At 60.5% G+C, this 18,050-nt stretch carries 15 protein-coding genes; 11 read left to right on the forward strand and 4 right to left on the reverse strand.

Going from position 1 to position 18,050, the window contains the following annotated elements:
* Nucleotides 1-145 precede the first annotated feature (145 nt).
* Entirely contained in the window at nucleotides 146-415 is a 270-nt protein-coding gene (locus FJE54_RS06820; RefSeq protein ID WP_139651944.1) for a hypothetical protein, read from the reverse strand.
* Nucleotides 416-854: 439 nt separating this feature from the next.
* Between FJE54_RS06820 and FJE54_RS06825 the strand changes: the two genes are divergently transcribed.
* From FJE54_RS06825 to FJE54_RS06875, 11 genes are all read left to right on the forward strand, one after another.
* Nucleotides 855-1,265: a hypothetical protein gene (locus FJE54_RS06825; RefSeq protein ID WP_139651945.1), complete on the forward strand. Its 411-nt coding sequence runs from the start codon at nucleotides 855-857 to the stop codon at nucleotides 1,263-1,265.
* A 270-nt stretch (nucleotides 1,266-1,535) separates the two neighbouring features.
* A complete protein-coding gene (locus FJE54_RS06830) occupies nucleotides 1,536-1,772 on the forward strand; it encodes a zinc-ribbon domain-containing protein (RefSeq protein WP_139651946.1) in 237 nt (78 codons plus the stop codon).
* A gap of 235 nt (nucleotides 1,773-2,007) precedes the next feature.
* Entirely contained in the window at nucleotides 2,008-3,678 is a 1,671-nt protein-coding gene (locus FJE54_RS06835) for a PucR family transcriptional regulator (RefSeq protein WP_139651947.1), read from the forward strand.
* A gap of 282 nt (nucleotides 3,679-3,960) precedes the next feature.
* The gene (locus tag FJE54_RS06840; RefSeq protein WP_180326611.1) at nucleotides 3,961-5,202 is read left to right on the forward strand and encodes an MFS transporter; all 1,242 of its coding nucleotides are present in this window, start codon (nucleotides 3,961-3,963) and stop codon (nucleotides 5,200-5,202) included.
* Nucleotides 5,203-5,259: 57 nt separating this feature from the next.
* On the forward strand, nucleotides 5,260-5,520 hold the full coding sequence (locus FJE54_RS15990; RefSeq protein ID WP_180326612.1) for a hypothetical protein: 261 nt from the start codon (nucleotides 5,260-5,262) through the stop codon (nucleotides 5,518-5,520).
* 256 nt (nucleotides 5,521-5,776) lie between these two features.
* Entirely contained in the window at nucleotides 5,777-8,137 is a 2,361-nt protein-coding gene (locus FJE54_RS06850) for a molybdopterin-dependent oxidoreductase (protein ID WP_255467260.1), read from the forward strand.
* 13 nt (nucleotides 8,138-8,150) lie between these two features.
* Entirely contained in the window at nucleotides 8,151-8,486 is a 336-nt protein-coding gene (locus FJE54_RS06855) for an oxidoreductase (RefSeq protein WP_139651949.1), read from the forward strand.
* A gap of 136 nt (nucleotides 8,487-8,622) precedes the next feature.
* The gene (locus FJE54_RS06860) at nucleotides 8,623-10,017 is read left to right on the forward strand and encodes an MFS transporter (RefSeq protein WP_139651950.1); all 1,395 of its coding nucleotides are present in this window, start codon (nucleotides 8,623-8,625) and stop codon (nucleotides 10,015-10,017) included.
* Nucleotides 10,014-12,374 carry a molybdopterin-dependent oxidoreductase gene (locus FJE54_RS06865; protein ID WP_255467261.1) on the forward strand — a complete coding sequence of 787 codons (2,361 nt, stop codon included), beginning with the start codon at nucleotides 10,014-10,016 and terminating at the stop codon, nucleotides 12,372-12,374. Before FJE54_RS06860 ends, FJE54_RS06865 begins: the two co-directional genes overlap by 4 nt.
* Before the next feature lie 19 nt (nucleotides 12,375-12,393).
* Entirely contained in the window at nucleotides 12,394-12,729 is a 336-nt protein-coding gene (locus FJE54_RS06870) for an oxidoreductase (protein ID WP_139651949.1), read from the forward strand.
* A gap of 65 nt (nucleotides 12,730-12,794) precedes the next feature.
* A complete protein-coding gene (locus FJE54_RS06875; protein WP_139651951.1) occupies nucleotides 12,795-12,983 on the forward strand; it encodes a hypothetical protein in 189 nt (62 codons plus the stop codon).
* Between the two features lie 780 nt (nucleotides 12,984-13,763).
* Here the strand turns inward: FJE54_RS06875 and FJE54_RS06880 are convergent.
* The 3 genes from FJE54_RS06880 to FJE54_RS06890 all read right to left on the reverse strand — a co-directional run bounded on the left by FJE54_RS06880 (nucleotide 13,764) and on the right by FJE54_RS06890 (nucleotide 17,871).
* A complete protein-coding gene (locus FJE54_RS06880; RefSeq protein WP_139651952.1) occupies nucleotides 13,764-14,942 on the reverse strand; it encodes an acyltransferase family protein in 1,179 nt (392 codons plus the stop codon).
* On the reverse strand, nucleotides 14,935-16,017 hold the full coding sequence (locus FJE54_RS06885; protein ID WP_139651953.1) for a D-alanine--D-alanine ligase family protein: 1,083 nt from the start codon (nucleotides 16,015-16,017) through the stop codon (nucleotides 14,935-14,937). Before FJE54_RS06885 ends, FJE54_RS06880 begins: the two co-directional genes overlap by 8 nt.
* Before the next feature lie 390 nt (nucleotides 16,018-16,407).
* Nucleotides 16,408-17,871 (reverse strand): helix-turn-helix domain-containing protein, encoded by a 1,464-nt coding sequence (locus FJE54_RS06890; protein WP_139651954.1) that lies wholly within the window; start codon nucleotides 17,869-17,871, stop codon nucleotides 16,408-16,410.
* Between the last annotated feature and the right edge of the window lie 179 nt (nucleotides 17,872-18,050).

Consider the following 18,050-nt stretch of genomic DNA (forward strand, 5'->3'; position numbering starts at 1 on the left):
GGCGAAACGGACAGGTCTCACTTTAGGAAGATCGCGGTGGGAAAACATCGCGCGATTGCGGGTATTATGGTGCCGAATTCGAGCTCGGGTAAAGATACCCGAAAACAGGTGAGATAAGAAAGAGGCAGGTCAAGTAGTCGAAGTATCAGGCAATGTCCGATCCACCTTCGTCGTGAACCTGCGCAGGTTCGGTTTGTGCGGTCGGCGCATACGACGGATCGGCTTCGGCCAAACCGACGTCTTTGCCCAGCGCGAAGCCGATGAGCACGGCTATCATGATGATGCAGATGCCTCCCATGATGGCGAGGACGAGGGTATTGCGACGTGCGGCGCTGTGCTTGCTGAAGATCGCCCGCTCGCCGCCTGTGTAGATCGAGCTCGTCGAGCGCATGTAGGGGTTCTCTGCGAGCGGCACGCTGTCGCGTTTCGGTTGCGACGAACGTATCGGAGCCGAAGTGCGATTCGATTGTGCCGAACGGCCCGAGGATGAAGTCCGGTGCGATGCTGCGGTGCGGTTCGGTTCGGAATGTCGGTTGGGGGCGGGGGAGCGGTGCGGGGCTGAGGGGCGGTTTGAGGTGAGCGGGGCAGAGGTGGGTTTGGAAAACGACCCACTGGTTCGCTTATGCGGCTTGGTGCCGGAGGCGCTTTGCTTCTGCATCTATGCTACCTGCTATACCCTGTATGCCTAATTAGCACTAAGTATAGTGACTCTTCTTACATTTGTATACCATAAATAGGGTTGTAAACGAAAAATTGAAGTCGCAAAACTCCTGATGCCCACCTATGGAAGCGTTTCGCTCCTCCCATCTTCCATGCATCGCAGACGCGAGTAGATTGACTCGTACGCCGCAGATGTGCGTAAAGGGTTTTTCAACGCCGTCTACGACGACGACGCGCAGAAACGCACATCGGTGTGGGCCGAATGGGCGAAGCTTAAGCGGAAAAGCTGGATCGGGCGGTTCGAGCCTCGTATTGCGCTTCAGGGCCTTCGCCTCAAAAGCGACGGGCTTCCCATCGAATTCGGTACGGGCATCATGCTCGCTCCCACGGGCAGCCGCGACAACATCGCGAATTTCTACGTGTTCGATTCGGGTGCTTTCAACGTCGAGGCGGCGGAATTCGTCACCTCGATCGGCGGATGCTTTTCGTGCGCAGGATACGATTTCGCGGGCGTTTACGGCGTGTATCGTTACCGCGGAAGCGTTATATTCGAAGCATGGGAGGCCGAGCAGGAGCCGACGCTGTCGCTTGAGCATGCCGTGTAGGCTTTATACGCGGATAAACCTCAGTATGAGGGTAAATCAGACATCTAGTCTGAGGGCTTGTAGTGCGTATCAAGCAATTTGTGGGATGCGCATCTATGCTTGCTCTGGAAGAATAGTCTCCGTTGTCGCGGTTGCGGGAAGGGATTTTCGCGCGGTCGTGCAACGGATATGCAACAGCTATGCACGGTTTGTGCGGATATCGATTTTACCGAAGCCGCACCGCAGACGTTGTGAGCATAATGAACCTGTAGGTTAGAGAAAGGAACTCCTATGTGCTTCAGACCACCAACCGTTGAAGCCGGTCCTGTCAAGTGCCCCAAGTGCGGCGCTGAGGTGGACCCCACCGCAACCGAGTGCCCGAGCTGCGGTGCGAAAGCCACGCCTGCCCCCGGTATGCCCGGCGTTCCCGGTGCTCCCGGCGCCCCGAAAGCGCCTGGCGCTCCCGGTGTGCCGAAGGCTCCCGGCGCCCCCGGCGCTCCGAGCGCTCCGAAGGCACCCGGCCAGTAAGAGACGCACCTCCGTACAGAAGGCGGACCCCGCAGGCGCATGCTTGCGGGGTCCGTTTGCGTTTCAGCGACGTTTGCGGGGATGGGCGAGCGGGTATGGGTAAGCCTCGTCTTTTGTAAGATATAACCTTTGGTGCTCGCTTGCGGTTCGCTCGACTCTTGCGGTATGCTATTCGACGTTTCATCACGCGGATTTCGGCCATGCGATCGCGAATCGGCATCTCTGGGGGTAGACGATGCACAACGATTATTCTGTTCACGATGAAGAGGGCACCTCGTTTGGGTTCGGTGCTGGGTCAGCGCTGCGATTGGGCGATGTGACCTACAATATGCTTATCGAAGTCATCAAGGATTTCGAGGTGCTTCACGTTCCCGAAAGCTGCTCGAAACGGTTTACGTGGTACGCGCCGATTCCGAGCAAGCGGGGTTTTTTCGATCGGAGTCACCGTCACGAGGTTTTGTTCTTGTGCCATGACGAGGTCGCCGAAAGCCTCCTCGACGACAATCCGAGCAGTTTCTGCGTCGTGCTCGTCGATGACGATTGCGTTCCCGCATGGGTTTCTCGCAAAAACCGGCGCAACCGCGTGGTAATTATGAGGCAAACCAAGCGGTTCTATTTTTACGACTCGCTGCTCCAATCTCTTTTTGTCAACGATCTCATCTGGGAAAACGAGATGGATCGGGTCGTGTACAACCGCGGCCGCCTTGATAGGCTGATATCGCTCAGCGAGGAAATGCTCGGAAATTTCGTGTGCATCACCGATACAGGCTACAACCTGATCGCGTATTCGCGCAGCATCGAGCCCCCGGAGGAGGGGTATCGCTACCTCGTGGACAATAATTGCTACAGCGAGCATGAGGTGCGGGAAATCGAAGAGAACGTTCTTGCGGTTGCCAAAGAAAAGAGCCAGCTCACACTGTGCATGCCGAACGAGCGGCATCGGTATCCGGCGCTGCATTACCCTGTGTTCATCGACAACGCGTACCTCTTCCATGTCGTTCTCGCCTGCGAATCGGGCTCGCTCGAATGCTTGCAGGACCTTTTCCTCAAGTTCATGAGGCGCGTCGTTTCAATATGCAACGATTTCTGGAAAACGACCGTTAACCTCGAATCGCCCTGGCACCGGGTGCTTGCGGGACTCATCGACGGGGATCCGATGACCGAGGACTACATCGATGCCCAGTTGGCTAAAACGGCAATTCCCGCGTCTGAGCAGTTCAGGCTTCTGCGGTTCCAATTCAGCTCGCGCAAATCGTTCCAAGAACGCTCGCGGGTGATCGAGGCTGCGAAAAACCTGAACAACGGGTTCGTGTACCCGTTCATGCATAAAGGCGACCTGCTCGTGCTGCTATACTCCGCTTCGGTCAACGAAGCGGCGCTGTCGGGCAGGAAAACATACGAAGACGTTGACGAGCACGTGTACAATCCGTTCGGTATAGCCGCCGGGGCATCCCAGGTGTTTTTCGGGATAAAGGATATCGAATGCGCCTACCGGCAGGCGCTGATCGCGTACGCCATGCGAGCCCCTTTGCGAAACGAGTACGATGCGCTGTACGGAAGCTCCGATATCCCGTGCTACGCGTTCGAGCATGTTCTGAAATACTACATTCTGACCGAGGGCTGCGATCCCGATCTCGTGGAGTTTTCCTTCGATCACAGCATCTTAAAAAGGCTCGCCGAGGAAGACAGGGCGTCGGGTACAGAAATAGTGAGAATGATCTGGGTGTATTTGAACAACGGCCGCAACGCGACGGATACGGCGAAGCTCGTCCATGTTCATCGCAACACCGTTTTGTACCATGTGTCGAGGCTGGAGAAGCGCTTCGACATCTCGTTTGATTCGCCTGTGCTCAGAAGCCGTATGATGCTCGATTACCACAGGCTGATGCTCGAAGACCACCTATAGCCCGACCTGCGATCCTAGCTCCTATTCCAAATAATGACCCCTAATTTGTAATCTTCGCCAATGCGCGGCCCGTGCTCCGTTTCATACAATGCAAGCAGTGTAGGAAGCGGGCGCGCATCCCCAAACGAGGCAGTTAGGACGATGGGATGCGCATCCCGAGCTGGCCGGCGATTCGTACTACACACAGCTAATTCAGGGGATCTTCTGGAATAAGGAATACGTATGCAGGTAAAGCGCAGGGGCGCTCTGGCTGCATGCATCCCACAACAAAGGGGGTTGTGTATGTTCACACTGAAGAACAAGAACGTCCAGGCTGCCATCGTACTGGCATTGGTCTGGCTCGGCGTGTTTATCGCGTCCTATGCGCAGAACCAGTTGGCAGGCATGTCTGTGCAGTTCATGGAGCACTACGGCTTCACGCCCGAACAGTATGCATCGATCTATTCCGCTTCTCAGTTCATCGGCATTTTCTTCGCGTTCGTGTCGGGCATCCTTTCCGACAAGATCGGAACCCGAAACATCGTGCTCATCGCTGCGGGTATGGTGCTCGTTGCGACGGTTGCGCGCATTTTCGCTTTCTCGTTCGAGGCGCAGTACATCTCCAATATGTTCTGCGGCTTCACGGGCATGTTCATGGCTGTCAACCGCGCCAAGATTCTCGGCGGCTGGTTCCCGCCTGCGACGATCGCCTTGGCGGTCGGCATAGCCACCACGACCACGCCGGTTGCGAACACGCTCGGCGTCGGTCTCACGTCGCTCATGCCCTCAATCGAGTTCGCGTTCATCGTCACGGCTGTGGTATCCGCGGTGTTCTTCATCGGCTGGTTCTTGTTCGGTAAAGAACGCTCCGATGAGATCGCGGCAGCTGAAGACAAGGAAAAAGGCAAAGACAGCGGAAAGGTGCTCAAAAGCCTCGTCGAGATCATCAAGACCCCGTGGATCTGGGTGCTGTGCGGAGGCGCGTTCTTCCTCATGGCCGCTCAGGTGCCGCTGATGGCGTTTACGAACGCGTCGCTGGTGAACGCCCGCGGACTCGACCCGGTTGCTGCAGGCGGTTTTGCGACGGCCATCACCATCGGCATGGGCATCGGCTCGGTTGTGACTCCGCTCATCGTCAAAGCCATCAAAGCCTACCGCCCGGTCATCGTCATCTACGCCATCGTTACCGCTCTCGGCATCTACTTCGGTTGGCAGATGCCGGTCGGAGTCGTTATGTACGTCGTCTACTTCATTACCGGTTGGTGCCTCGGCGCGCTGCTCGCGATGATCTTCACGTGGCCCGTCATGATCTACGGACGCGAGAAGGCGGCAACGGCAGGCGGTTTGGTTCAGACGTTCGTTTTAGCAGGCGCTTCGCTTGCCCTGACGAACATAACCATTCCTCTGGCTGGCGGCGGATCGAACTTCGAGATGCTCTTCACCATCGCGGCGGTGTATCTCGTCGTCGGAGGCATCCTGATGTTCCTGATTCCCGATCAGGGCAAGAAGCTTGGTGCTAAGAAGAAGGCCGTCGAAGAGCAGTAGCCCGAAGCGATCAAGCGGGTTTCGCGAGCGCGCAACTACGAGTGAAAGGAATGTGCTATGTGCTTCAGACCAGCAGAAGCAAACGCCGGTGCAGCGTGTCCGAATTGCGGTAAGAAAATCAACGTCACGCAAGGCTTGCTTCCGAAGAAATGCCCGTTTTGCAAAACGAGCCTCGAGGGTATAGACCCGGCATCGCTGGCAGCCCCTGCCGGCGGCGCGGCTCCCGCACCCGGAGCTCCGACAGCCGCCCCCGGATCCCCCAAGGCTCCCGGCGCTCCCCAGGCTCCCGGTGCGCCCAAGCCGCCGGTCCAGCCGTAGCGGCTTGCGTCCGAAAGGTCGGATGAGGCTCAGCGCCGAGAGAACGGAGGTCTGCCATGTGCTTCGGCGGCTGCCGTGTCACGTGCGATACCTGCAAGCCAAAGTTCGTGCAGTGCCCCGCATGCGGACATAAGAACATGCTTGTTTTCAAGGCATGTAAGAAATGCGGGGAAACGCTATCCGAGGAGACGAAAGACAACGCGGTCGCGCAGTGGGAAGAACAAGCCCGAGCGCGCGCCGAAAGGAAGGAGCGTCTATGACAATGGATAAGGAATGGAAGGTCGAGGAGGACGATCTTATCCGCACGCGCACCTGCGGCTGGTCGCCTCCGGGGTGCCATCCGGTGGGGTGCGGCATGTTCATCTACACCGACAAGGACGGCAAGTTCGTCAAGGTCGAGGGCGATCCCGACCATCCGATCAGCCAGGGCCGTTTGTGCCCGCGGTGCCTTGCGATGGGCGAGTTTTTGCAGCATCCCGACCGCATCAAGTACCCCATGAAACGCGCCAAGGAAGACCGCGGCAAGGATACGTGGGAGCGCATCTCCTGGGACGAGGCGCTCGACATCCTCGAGACCGAAGTGAGGAAGATCTGGGATACGTACGGGCCCGAGGCGATCTTCCTTTCGAAGGGAACCGGACGCGAGGCCACCGAATACGCGCCTCCCATGGCGCAGGCCGTGTTCAAGACGCCCAACAACGCGTTCATGATGTCGGGTGCCTCATGCTACGGGCCGCGTACCGTCATCGGCGACTTCCTTTTGGGCGCAGGCTATCCCGAGCTCGACTACGCCGCGTTCTTCCCCGAGCGCTACGAAGACCCGCGCTACGAGGTGCCGAAGTACATCATACTCTGGGGCAAGAGCCCGCTGCAGTCAAACCCCGACGGCTTCTACGGCCACGCCATCATCGACCTTATGAAGCTGGGCAGCAAGCTCATTGTGATCGATCCGCGCCTGACCTGGCTCGCTTCGCGCGCCGAGTACCATTTGCAGCTGCGTCCGGGCACCGATGCGGCTATCGGCCTTGCCATGCTCAACGTGATCATCGGCGAAGATCTCTACGATCATGCGTTCTGCGAGACATGGGTCTTCGGCCTCGACGAGCTGGCCGAGCGTGTGAAGGACACGACGCCCGAATGGGCCGAGAGCATCACGTGGGTTCCTGCCGACGTCATCCGCGGCGCGGCGCGCGCCTTCGCCACCAACGCCCCGTCCTCGATCATGTGGGGCCTTGCCATCGACACCCAGCAAAACGGCGCACAGGCCGGACAGGTTCTCTTGTCCATCGGCGCCATCTGCGGCTACATGGACGTGCCCGGCGGCATCACGCTGGCGCTGCCCTCGAGCTTCTTGGGGCGCTGGACCTACGAGACCATGCAGTTCGTCGGCAAGGAGACGGAGAAGAAGCGCATCGATGCGAAGGACGACCATCCTGCGTACGCAACGGGCCCCTACGCCCATCCCGACTCGGTGTTGACCACGCTGGAGACCGAGGAGCCCTACGCGTTCCATATGTTCTACTTCTATGCGTCGAACCCCATATCGCCCACCTGCTACGCCGAGCCCGAGCGCTGGTACAACGGCATCATGAAGATGGACTTCAACGCCGCGCAGGACTGCTTCATGACGCCCACCATCATGGGCCTGTGCGACCTCGTGCTTCCGGTCAGCTTCTTCCCGGAGCATGACGGGTTCGTGCTCCCGCACTTCGGGCGCAACACCCATTTCCTCGGTGCGATGAACGCCGCAGTCGATCCCGGCGAGGCGAAGTCCGACCTTGAGATCGACATGCTCGTGGGCAAGCGCCTCAATCCCGAAGCATGGCCGTGGGATTCGGTCGAAGAATTCTTCGACGCGCAGATACACACGCAGTACGATTGGGGCTTCAACGAGCTGCGCGAGTTCGGCGCGTTCCAGCAGCCGTTCGAGTACCGCAAGTACGAGAAGGGCATGCTGCGCCCCGACGGCGAGCCCGGCTTCAACACGCCGACGGGACTGATCGAAGTGAGCTCTTCGATCTACGACGACTTCGGCGAGGACGAGCTTCCCTACTTCATGGAGCCGGCGATGAGCCCCTACAGCACGCCCGATTTGTACGAGGAGTACCCGCTCGTGCTCACCACCGGCGGCCGCAGCTTCGTGTCGTTCCACTCCGAGCACCGTCAGATCCCCTCGCTGCGCTCGCTGCATCCCGATCCGCTCGTCACCATCAACCCGAAGACGGCCGAGGAATACGGCATCAAGGACGGCGACTTCGTGTGCATCGAGAACATGCTGGGCAAGTGCGTCGAGCGCGCTCGCGTGTCCAACGAAGTACCCGAGCGGGTCATCCATGCAGAGCACGGCTGGTGGTATCCGGAAGACGATCCCGAGTATCCCGATCTGTACGGGGTGTGGAAGTCGAACATCAACCGGCTCATCCCCATGTACAAGGTCGGCAAAACAGGGTACGGCGCGCCGTATAAGAACGTGCTCGCCAAGATTTACAAGGTTGACGACCTCGACGCCGCCAAGGGGCTTCCCGAGTCGTACGTGCCGCGCGAGAGCCGCGGACCTGAAAGCATGACTGCCGGCGCTCCGCAGCCCATGAGCTACGAAGCCATCCATCGGGATTAGAGAGGTGATGTTAATGAAGAAGCACGCGCTGCTCATAGACTACAAGTACTGCACCGGCTGCCACAGCTGCGAGGTGGCCTGCCGCCAGGAGAAGGGCATCGGGTCCCAGGACGAGTGGGGCATCAGGCTCGCCGAGTTCGGCCCCGAGCGCCTGGCCGGCGAGTGGTACTGGGACTACGTGCCGGTGCCCTCGGCGCTCTGCGACCTGTGCGCCTCGAGGCTCGAAGGGGGCCTGAAGCCCGCCTGCGCCCACCACTGCCTCGCCAAGTGCATGGAGGCCGTGCCCCTCGAGGACGTGCCCGCCCGCATGGCCGAGCTCGGAGACGGGGTCACCTGCTTCGTGCCGTAGGCGGTTGGGCAGCTGCTCGTGGGCGGTGCGGAAAGACCGCAGCTCGGCCGCTGAAGGTTGGGCTGCGGGCCGCCGTCCGAACAGGGCGAAGCCTCGGGTCGATCGCTTTGTTGCTGGGAATAAGGGGGATTCTGCTGTGGATAAAGTCTACGTTTCAGACATCATCGAAAAACCGGGAGGCATGAAGTTTTCCATTCGGATCCTGCTCTTCGTCGGGCTGGCGATGGTGTTCGACGGATTCGACTACATGATCGTTTCGTTTACGATGCCTCAGATCACCGAGGAAATGCAGTTGGGTTTCATCGCCACCGGAAGCTTGGCCTCGTTCAGTCTCCTGGGCATGCTCATCGGCGGCTTTCTGTCGGGGTACCTCGCCGACAGGTTCGGTCGAAAGCACGTGATGAACGTGAGCATTTTGATCTACTCGCTGCTTACGGTGCCGATCTTCTTTGTCCATACCTACGACGCGTTCGCCGTATGCCGGATACTGTCGGGCATCGGGGTCGGCGCGGTCATCCCCTTGAGCGTCACCATCGTTTCGGAGTACGCGCCAACCAAGCATCGCGGCGCGTTCGTGACCATCACGAAGACGTTCATGATGCTCGGGTGGGTGCTCGCGGGATTAACGGCCATGTACGTGGTTCCGAACTTCGGTTGGCGTATGTGCTATCTCATCGGGGGATTTCCCTTCTTGTACGGGATACTCATGCACTTCATCATGCCCGAGTCGGTTCAGTGGCTGTTGAGCAAGGGCAGGACGGGGGAAGCGCTCAAGATCGTGAACAGGATCAACGAGACGCTTGATTCGCCGAAAGAAGGCGGCTACACGGCCGATGAGATACGGATACCCGAGGCTGAGGCAAGAGGTCAGCTCCGTCAGATCGTATCAAAGAAGTATTTGAAGGTTACAGTGGGCATTTGGCTGGTTGCGTTCACCACGTGCGCTCTTTCGTACGGGCTCACGAACTGGATGCCCACGATCTTGCTGCAAAGCGGGTATTCGGTCAGCGCGAGCTACGGGTACACCACGCTTATGAATCTGCTCGGATGCGCCGGTGCCATCGTAGCAGGAGTTGCAGCCGATCGCCTCGGCAGGATCAGAAGCGCCTACGTTGCGTTTGCCCTCGCCGGGTTGTCGGTCGTGTTCACGGCGGTGTTCGGGTTCGGCGGCTTGATGATCGTGGCGTGCACGTTCATGGGGTTCGCCATCAACTACGCCTACATGTCTCCGGCACCCATCACCATCGAGGCGTACCCCACCGAGATCAGGGCGACGGGGCAGGCCTGCGTGACCACGGTTGCGCGAATCGGCGGCTTCATAACTCCGATGGTGATCGGCGGCGCCCTCGCATCGGGATCGACGTTCTCGACAGTTCTCGTCGTGTTCCTCGTCCCGCTTTGCCTGGCCGCCCTCTTTACGAAGGTGCTCATCAAGACGGAAACGAAAGGTGTCGCCATGGAGGACCTCGGAACGCTGCCGAGCGGGACGTTTAACGGAGGGAATACATCTAAGGAAGGAGAAGGGTTATGACAATGGCTCAGACGTGGAAAAGCGACGAGGGGGAGCTGATCAGAGTTCGTACCTGCGGCTGGTCCCCTCCGGGCGATCATCCGGTGGGGTGCGGCATGTTCATCTACACCGACAAGGACGGCAAGTTCGTCAAGGTCGAGGGCGATCCCGACCATCCGATCAGCCAGGGGCGTTTGTGCCCGCGGTGCCTTGCGATGAAGGACTTCCTCGAAAGCCCCGACCGCATCAAATACCCCATGAAGCGCGCGAAGGAAGACCGCGGGAAGGATACGTGGGAGCGCATCACCTGGGACGAAGCGCTCGACATCCTGGAGGCCGAGGTTAAGAAGATTTGGGAAGACTACGGTCCCGAGACCATCTACCTGTTTCAGGGAACCGGACGCGAGGCGACGCTGTATGCGCCTCCGATGGCCCAAGCCTGCTTCAAGACGCCGAACTGCTCGTTTTCGATGAGCGGTGGGTCGTGCTACGGACCGCGTACGGTCGTTGCCGACTTCCTTTTGGGCGCGGGCTATCCCGAGCTCGACTACGCCGCCTATTTCCCGGATCGCTACGACGACCCGCGCTATGAAGTGCCCAAGTACATCATCCTGTGGGGCAAGAGCCCGTTGCAGTCCAACCCCGACGGCTTCTACGGCCACGCCATCGTGGACCTCATGAAGCGGGGGAGCAAGCTCATCGTGATCGACCCGCGTCTGACCTGGCTCGGCGCCCGAGCAGAGTACCACCTGCAGCTGCGCCCGGGCACCGATGCGGCCATAGGCCTTGCCATGCTCAATGTCGTTTTGGGCGAGGATCTCTATGACCACGAGTTCTGCGAGAACTGGGTGTTCGGAGTGGAGGATCTTGCCGAGCGCGTGAAGGACACGACGCCCGAGTGGGCCGAAGACATCACGTGGGTTCCCGCCGACGTCATCCGCGGCGCGGCGCGCGCCTTCGCCACCAACGCCCCGTCCTCGATCATGTGGGGCCTCGCCATCGACACGCAGCAAAACGGCGCGCAGGCGGGCCAATCGCTGCTCGCGCTCGCTGCCATCTGCGGCTACATGGACGTGCCCGGCGGCATCACGCTGTCTTTGCCCTCGAGCTTCATGGGGCGCTGGCGTTTCGAGACCGCGCAGTTTGTCGAGCCCGAGACCATGGCGAAGCGCATCGACGCGAAGGAAGACCACCCGGCGTACGCATGCGGGCCGTTCGCCCATCCCGACGAGGTCCTCACCGTCATGGAAACCGAAGAGCCCTATGCGTTCCATATGGCCTACTTCTACGCGACCAACCCGATTTCGCCGACGGTGTATGCGGAGCCCGAGCGCTGGTACAACGCGCTTATGAAGATGGACTTCAACGCCGCGCAGGACTGCTTCATGACGCCCACCATCATGGGCCTGTGCGACCTCGTGCTTCCGGTCAGCGGATTCGCCGAGCACGACGGCGTGGTGCTCCCGCACTTCGGGCGCAACACTCACTTCCTCGGCGCGATGAACGCCGCGCTCGATCCCGGCGAGGCCCGATCGGACCTCGAGATCGACATGCTCGTGGGCAAGCGCCTCAACCCCGAAGCATGGCCGTGGGAGACTGCCGAGGAGTTCTTCAACGCGCAGATCCGCACGCAGTACGATTGGGACTTCAACGACCTGCGTGACATGGGCGTATACCAGCAGAACTTCGAGTACCGCAAGTACGAGAAAGGGCTGTTGCGCCCCGACGGCGAACCTGGTTTCAACACGCCGACGGGCATGATCGAGGTATGTTCTTCGATCTACGACGACTTCGGCGAAGACGAGCTTCCCTACTTCATGGAGCCGGCGATGAGCCCCTACAGCACGCCCGATTTGTACGAGGAGTACCCGCTCGTGCTCACCACCGGCGGCCGTGATTTCGTTTCGTTCCATTCGGAGCATCGCCAGCTTCCCACGCTGCGAAACATCACGCCCGATCCGCTCGTCACCATCAACCCGAAGACGGCCGAGGAATACGGCATCAAGGCGGGCGACTTCGTGTGCATCGAGAACTCCCTGGGCAAGTGCGTCGAGCGTGCCCGCATTTCCAACGAGGTGCCCGAGCGGGTCATCCACGCCACGCACGGCTGGTGGTATCCCGAGGAGGACGGCGAGTTCCCGAACCTGTTCGGCACCTGGAAATCGAACGTCAACAAGCTCATTCCGATGTACAAGGTCGGCAAGCTCGGCTATGGCGCTCCCTACAAGAACGTGCTCGCCAAGATCTACAAGGTCGACGGCTACGAAGCGGGCGATTCGAATCCGGCGGCGTACGTGGCACCTGCGAGCCGCGGACCCGAGAGCATGACCGATCAACACGCTCCTTTGAGCTACGAAGCAAAGCACGACGGCGAATAGAAAGCGGGGTGAGACGATCGTGAAGAAGCACGCGCTGCTCATAGACTACAAGTACTGCACCGGCTGCCACAGCTGCGAGGTGGCCTGCCGCCAGGAGAAGGGCATCGGGTCCCAGGACGAGTGGGGCATCAGGCTCGCCGAGTTCGGCCCCGAGCGCCTGGCCGGCGAGTGGTACTGGGACTACGTGCCGGTGCCCTCGGCGCTCTGCGACCTGTGCGCCTCGAGGCTCGAAGGGGGCCTGAAGCCCGCCTGCGCCCACCACTGCCTCGCCAAGTGCATGGAGGCCGTGCCCCTCGAGGACGTGCCCGCCCGCATGGCCGAGCTCGGAGACGGGGTCACCTGCTTCGTGCCGTAGGCGGATAAAGGGCGGGAAGAACCCGCCTGCGATATAGGACAAGACGACCGAAAGAGAGGCCCGACATGGCATACAGTCCGAACCAGAAAGACGTTGAGGGCATCGAAGAGATTCCCGACAAAGCGCCGAAGGTGTGCCCGAACTGCGGCAAGCCGCTGCGCAAAATCGTTACGAGCCGCGAATTCGGCAGCTTCACTACGAAGTGCCCGTGGTGCAAAACCAAGTTCGACTACGAGATCAAAGAAGACGAGTAAGCGCTTTTACGATTCCCGTAAGCGTTCTCGTCTCGGCGGGAGGCCGAAAACCGGCCTCCCGTTTCTGATTGTATCACATGCGTCGCGGAAGACTTGGAGTGCGCACGCTTCGCCGAGCACTTGGTTTAGCGGCGGCAAAATACGTCGTTGTCAAGCCGATACCGAAGCGGCCCCGCATGGCGCTCGATTGCGATCAGTGGTATCAGCGCTCGAACGGGTGTATGCCAGCTCTGGCTTAAAAGCGGCGGATCCCCTCACAGAGGTGGGCCCCATGGCGGCGGAGCCCCCAAAAGCCCAAAAACCGCCGTCGTGAAGGGCTTCGTAATGCATTACCGATGCAGGCAGATTCCTCGACAACGATAACCCCTGTTCAACGGCCTGTCGGTTCCTCGGTGCATGCGGCAGTCCTTCGCCTGCGCGTCCCGTCGGAGCCTTAAGGCCCGCAGAACGCTTCACGACGGCGGTTTTTGGGCTTCGGGCGGCCTTCCGCCGCCAAATCACCATCGGCGTACGCCCCCCGGCCGCGTCGCCCGCCCGTCAATGCGGCACCCGATCCCGCAGGCGGGGCCGCGCCTCCCGGCGAGGCGCTCCCCGTCCGGCCCGCGGTTCCCGCGGTGGGCCGTTTCCCGACGCCATTCCGGCGGCCGCGCCGTAGGGCGCCCCCCGCTTCCCGCGCCCTGAAAGGGTGCTGCGTCGATCTTGGTTTGAAAGCGGCAAGCCGTTGCAGATGCCGGACAGATAGCGAGGCTGCTTCGTCCGTCGGCATATCTCTTCAGGAAGCTACGCGCTTCTCGGCGTGCGCCGTTGTTTCCACGCGGACTTCGCCCCCATAACCGCAAGCGATAGCAACACTGAAGCCAGGCATACCGCTGCAAAGAACAAAAGCGAGTCTCCTACGACAAGCTCCGTCATCTCGAATGCTTTCGCAATTCCACGCACGAGCACGATGCAGAGCGGGTGCAGGATGTATATCCACAGCGAGAGGTCGCGCGCCCAGGAGGCGTTCACGTCGATCTTCGATGCCGCGAGAACGTTCATGAGGAAGTACGTTGTCGGAAGCAGCAACACGTACATGCTGTCGTGGCGATCGAGGCCGAACCCGTGGATTGCGGCACCTTCCGCAATCAATACGGCAAGAGAAACGACGAGACCAAGTGCGCTTGATCGCAGAGAACCGATCTGATCGCGGCGATTTCTCGCATGCGTTGTTTGCTCGGGTTCCTGCAGCCACCTTCCATGCCGATCGCCTTCGGGCTCCTGCAGCGCCCGCCGCCGATAGTCCGCAGGCTCCCGTAGCTCCTGCTTCGCTGCTTCGCATCGGATCCGTGGGGTCCGTCTGGCGGCAAGCACGCCGATCGCGAGGAACGCTGGAGCGTAGAACAGGCCGTTTCTCGTGTGGGGCGCTACGGAAAACACGACGTCGTAGAAACCCCGCAGCGCGTCGCTTCGGCTTGCGAGGCCCCAATAGCTGTCTCCGAAAAGGCCGATCGCGAAAAGCGCGAGCGCGATGCCCGCCGTCGCCTTCAGCCCGAACCGATCGAGCAAAAACGCGGTGACGACGCTTCCGAGTATCGCTGCGGGAAAGTACCACAGGTGATAAAACGTTCCCTCGAACACGATAGCCTGCAGCGCCTCGGGAAGCGAAGCGGGAAGGGTGCCCGCATAGATCGAAACGGGCAGGTACAAAACGGTTGCCACCGCATACAGCGCGCAGAGCTTTCCCAGCTGCACGCGAAACGACCTGCTTGCGAGGATCGATCCGCTCCGGTGGCGGGAAAGCACGAAGAATCCCGTGGTCGCAAGAAAGAACGGCACGGCAATGCGCTCGAGTGTGTACGTTATCGCATCGTCGAGTTCGGGGCTTATCGATGCGAACGGCGCGGTATGGATGGCTACGACGAAAAGCGCCGCAACCATCCTGAACAGATCGATTGCCGGATACGCACGGTTTTCAGGCATAGGCGAGAAAGGCCGTCTGAGAATTCGCGCCCGATGCGGCGAGCGCTTTGGCTATTGCGGTTGTGAGCACGTCGGCAAGCGGGATTCCCGCCGCTTCGAGCATCGAGGGGAAGCGGCTGTGCTCGGTAAATCCGGGTATCGTGTTCGCTTCGTTGAAATACAGGCGACCGTCGGATGCGAGGAAGAAGTCGATGCGGGCGAACCCTTTGCAGCCAAATGCAGTGAACAGCCGCTTGGCCGCATCTTTCACCCGTCTCGCATCACGTTCGGATATGCGGGCGGGTACGATGATGCTCGCCGTTTCGCACGAGTACTTCTCCGTGTAATCGAACACGGCTCCGTTGAGCTCTATTTCGTCGGGTACGCCTGCGATGAGGCCGTGCTCGGTTTCGAGAATCGCGCAGCCAATCTCGCTTCCGTCGATTTCCCGTTCGATCATCGCACAATCGTCGTAGGAAAGCGCGCGGTCGATGGCCGGGGCAAGCTCGCGGGAAAGCCGCACCCGGCTAAGTCCCATCGACGAGCCTTCGCGCAGCGGCTTGACGAAGAGGGGGTAGCCGACGCGTTCGGCGATGCGTAGCGCGGTTCCTGGGTCGGTCGACGTGTCGACAAGGGCGCTTTCGGCTACACTGACGCCCTCCGCGAGCGCAATCCTGTGTGAAACCGCCTTATCCATGCAGACAGCGGACCCCGTTACCGAGCAGCCGACAACGGGAATGCCCGCTAACTGCAAAGCGCCCTGCACGCTTCCGTCTTCGCCGTTTCTTCCATGGAGGATGGGAAGCGCCGCATCGAGGCGCACGACGGCGTTGCGCTTGAGGTCGAGAAGTCCATGCGCCTGCATGCCGAACGGCAGCGCGAGCGGGGAGCATCGGCCCGATTCGAGCCACGTATCGGCTTCGATGGCATCGACCGCTCCGTCGAAGCGATGCCAGCAGCCTTCGCGGTCGATGCCGATCGCGAGGACGTCGAAGCGCGCTGCATCGATGGATCGCAGGACCGCCGAAGCGGAATGGAGGGAGACGGGATATTCGTGAGAGCATCCGCCGAACAGCACGCCGACTGTGGGTTTCATATCGCACACCTGATTCTCTTCGCGGTCGTTCGAATTGGGCGCGGCGCTTCAGCCGCCGCATCGAGGGCTGCTGTTTCGCCTTGATACGAAAACGGGCGGTTCCTCGATGTGCGCCGCTTGCTTGCCCCGCGTATAAGGCTAGCGCGCAGTGTGGTTAAGGGTCTCGAAACGATCGGCAACGAATTCCTTAAGATGCCTTAAGTTTTCCTGAAGGCACGGCGGACGAGGCGGGAGGCTCCGGGCGCCGGACGGCGCGCACGAACGTGGACACCGGACGGCGCGCACGAACGTGGCCGTCGGACGGCGCCCGGATGAGCGGCTCGAAAAGGCAACCGTGAGGCTTGGCGCATCTCACCCGGAGCCGCTCATGCGCACGCATGCACGGTTGATTTACGAGGGATTTTCGCGGCTTTCTTTCTCGATCATATCGATGAGCTCCTGCTGGGAGTGTACGTCGGTTTTGCGGTAGATGTTCTTGACGTGGCTTTTCACCGTTTCGTCCGAAATCACCAATTCCTCTTTGATATGCGCTCGGTTGCGCCCCCTCGAAAGGAGGAAGAACACCTCGATCTCGCGCGGCGAGAGGCGGTACTGACGGGCGATGCGCGTGCAGGTCTTCTCGAAATCGGATGACGAGTCGGCTTCTTCGATGGGCCTGACGAATCCCCAGCCGGTGTTGGCCGAGCCGTTGCCAAGCGCAAACAAGGCAAACAGCAGAAGCAGGAAGATGATTACCGCAGAGAGCATCGCCATGTCGAGATCGGTGCGGAGCAAGCCGAGCATGCCGCCGCTCGCGATCGAGCCGACGAGCTGTCCGAGTTGGATGGAGAACAGGCCCCATGCGACGATCCACCCCGCCGGCAGTTTCGAGCGCGAAGCGAGCACAGGCCAGATCGCCCACAGTACAATGTAGAAGTACTGGTAGCCGAACTGGTGCACGCCCGTGCCGATGACGTTCCAGGGCTCGTGTAGCGGCAGGAACAGAAACCCTGCTGCCATGAGCGGCAACGCCACCTGGTATGTCATATGGTCGAAGTCCATCTTGTAGATGCTCGTGGTGACGAAGACGGCGATCGAGCCGCCGACGATGGCTGCGATGTTGAGCAAGTCGCGCACGCCGGTAAGCTCCTCGCCGATGGGGGCGAAGAGCCCCTTCATGATGCCGAACGAAGCGCCGAAGAACAACGAGATGGCGATAAGTTTGTACGGTGGCTTCTTCTCGATGTGCACGTTGCGCTTGCTGGCGGAAAGGTGCGGGATGCTTCGTCTGAAGCGCACGAGGTACACCATGCTCACCACGGGCAACGCTGCAACGAGTATCTGGCTCTCGTCGGGTGGGATGGCAGTGAGCACGAGCGTGGCAACGGCGGCGATCATGAACGCGATGACGCTGTAGTTGACGGTCCGCTGCGAGCCGAGCGAAGCGAACAGCTCGCCCCACAGCACGACGACGATGGCGGAGCCGATGCCGGTGAGCACCGAACCCGCAAGGTAGACGGGTGCTGCGAGTGCGCCAGCGAGGACGGTCGCGGGATGCGAGACGAGCAGCGTTCCGGCGGCCGTCAGGGCGGCGGCGGTCCACGGAAGCGACCGTATGCTCGAAAGCGGATTGCGGAAGTAGGAGAGCATGAGCAAAAACGCGATGGTGATCACGTTGGCAAGCAACGAGGTTACCCACAAAGGCTCAAGTGCGAACGCGTCTGCGGTCGAGGTGGTAATGAAGGTTCCCTCGCTGTAGAACAGCGAGCTCCAAAACACGCACCAGATCCACGTCCAATGTGCGGCGAATCCGATGAGATCAGGCGTGCGCCATAGCTCTTTGCGCAAGCCTCCGTCGAGCAAGCGGCTCTTCATGCAGGTTCCTCCTCGCGCGCGGCTCACGTCCGCCATCCAGGTTGTTGCGCTTTCGAACATCGAGCCGCGTCCCTCCTCGCGCGCGGCTTGCGTCCGTCATCCTACCATGCGATTCCCTCGCGCTTTCCAGCGCTGTGCACCGAGCGCTCTCCTGAGGCTTGCTGCTCTCGATGCGATGC

It is taken from the genome of Raoultibacter phocaeensis (assembly GCF_901411515.1).
Taxonomy (GTDB): Bacteria; Actinomycetota; Coriobacteriia; order Coriobacteriales; family Eggerthellaceae; genus Raoultibacter; species Raoultibacter phocaeensis.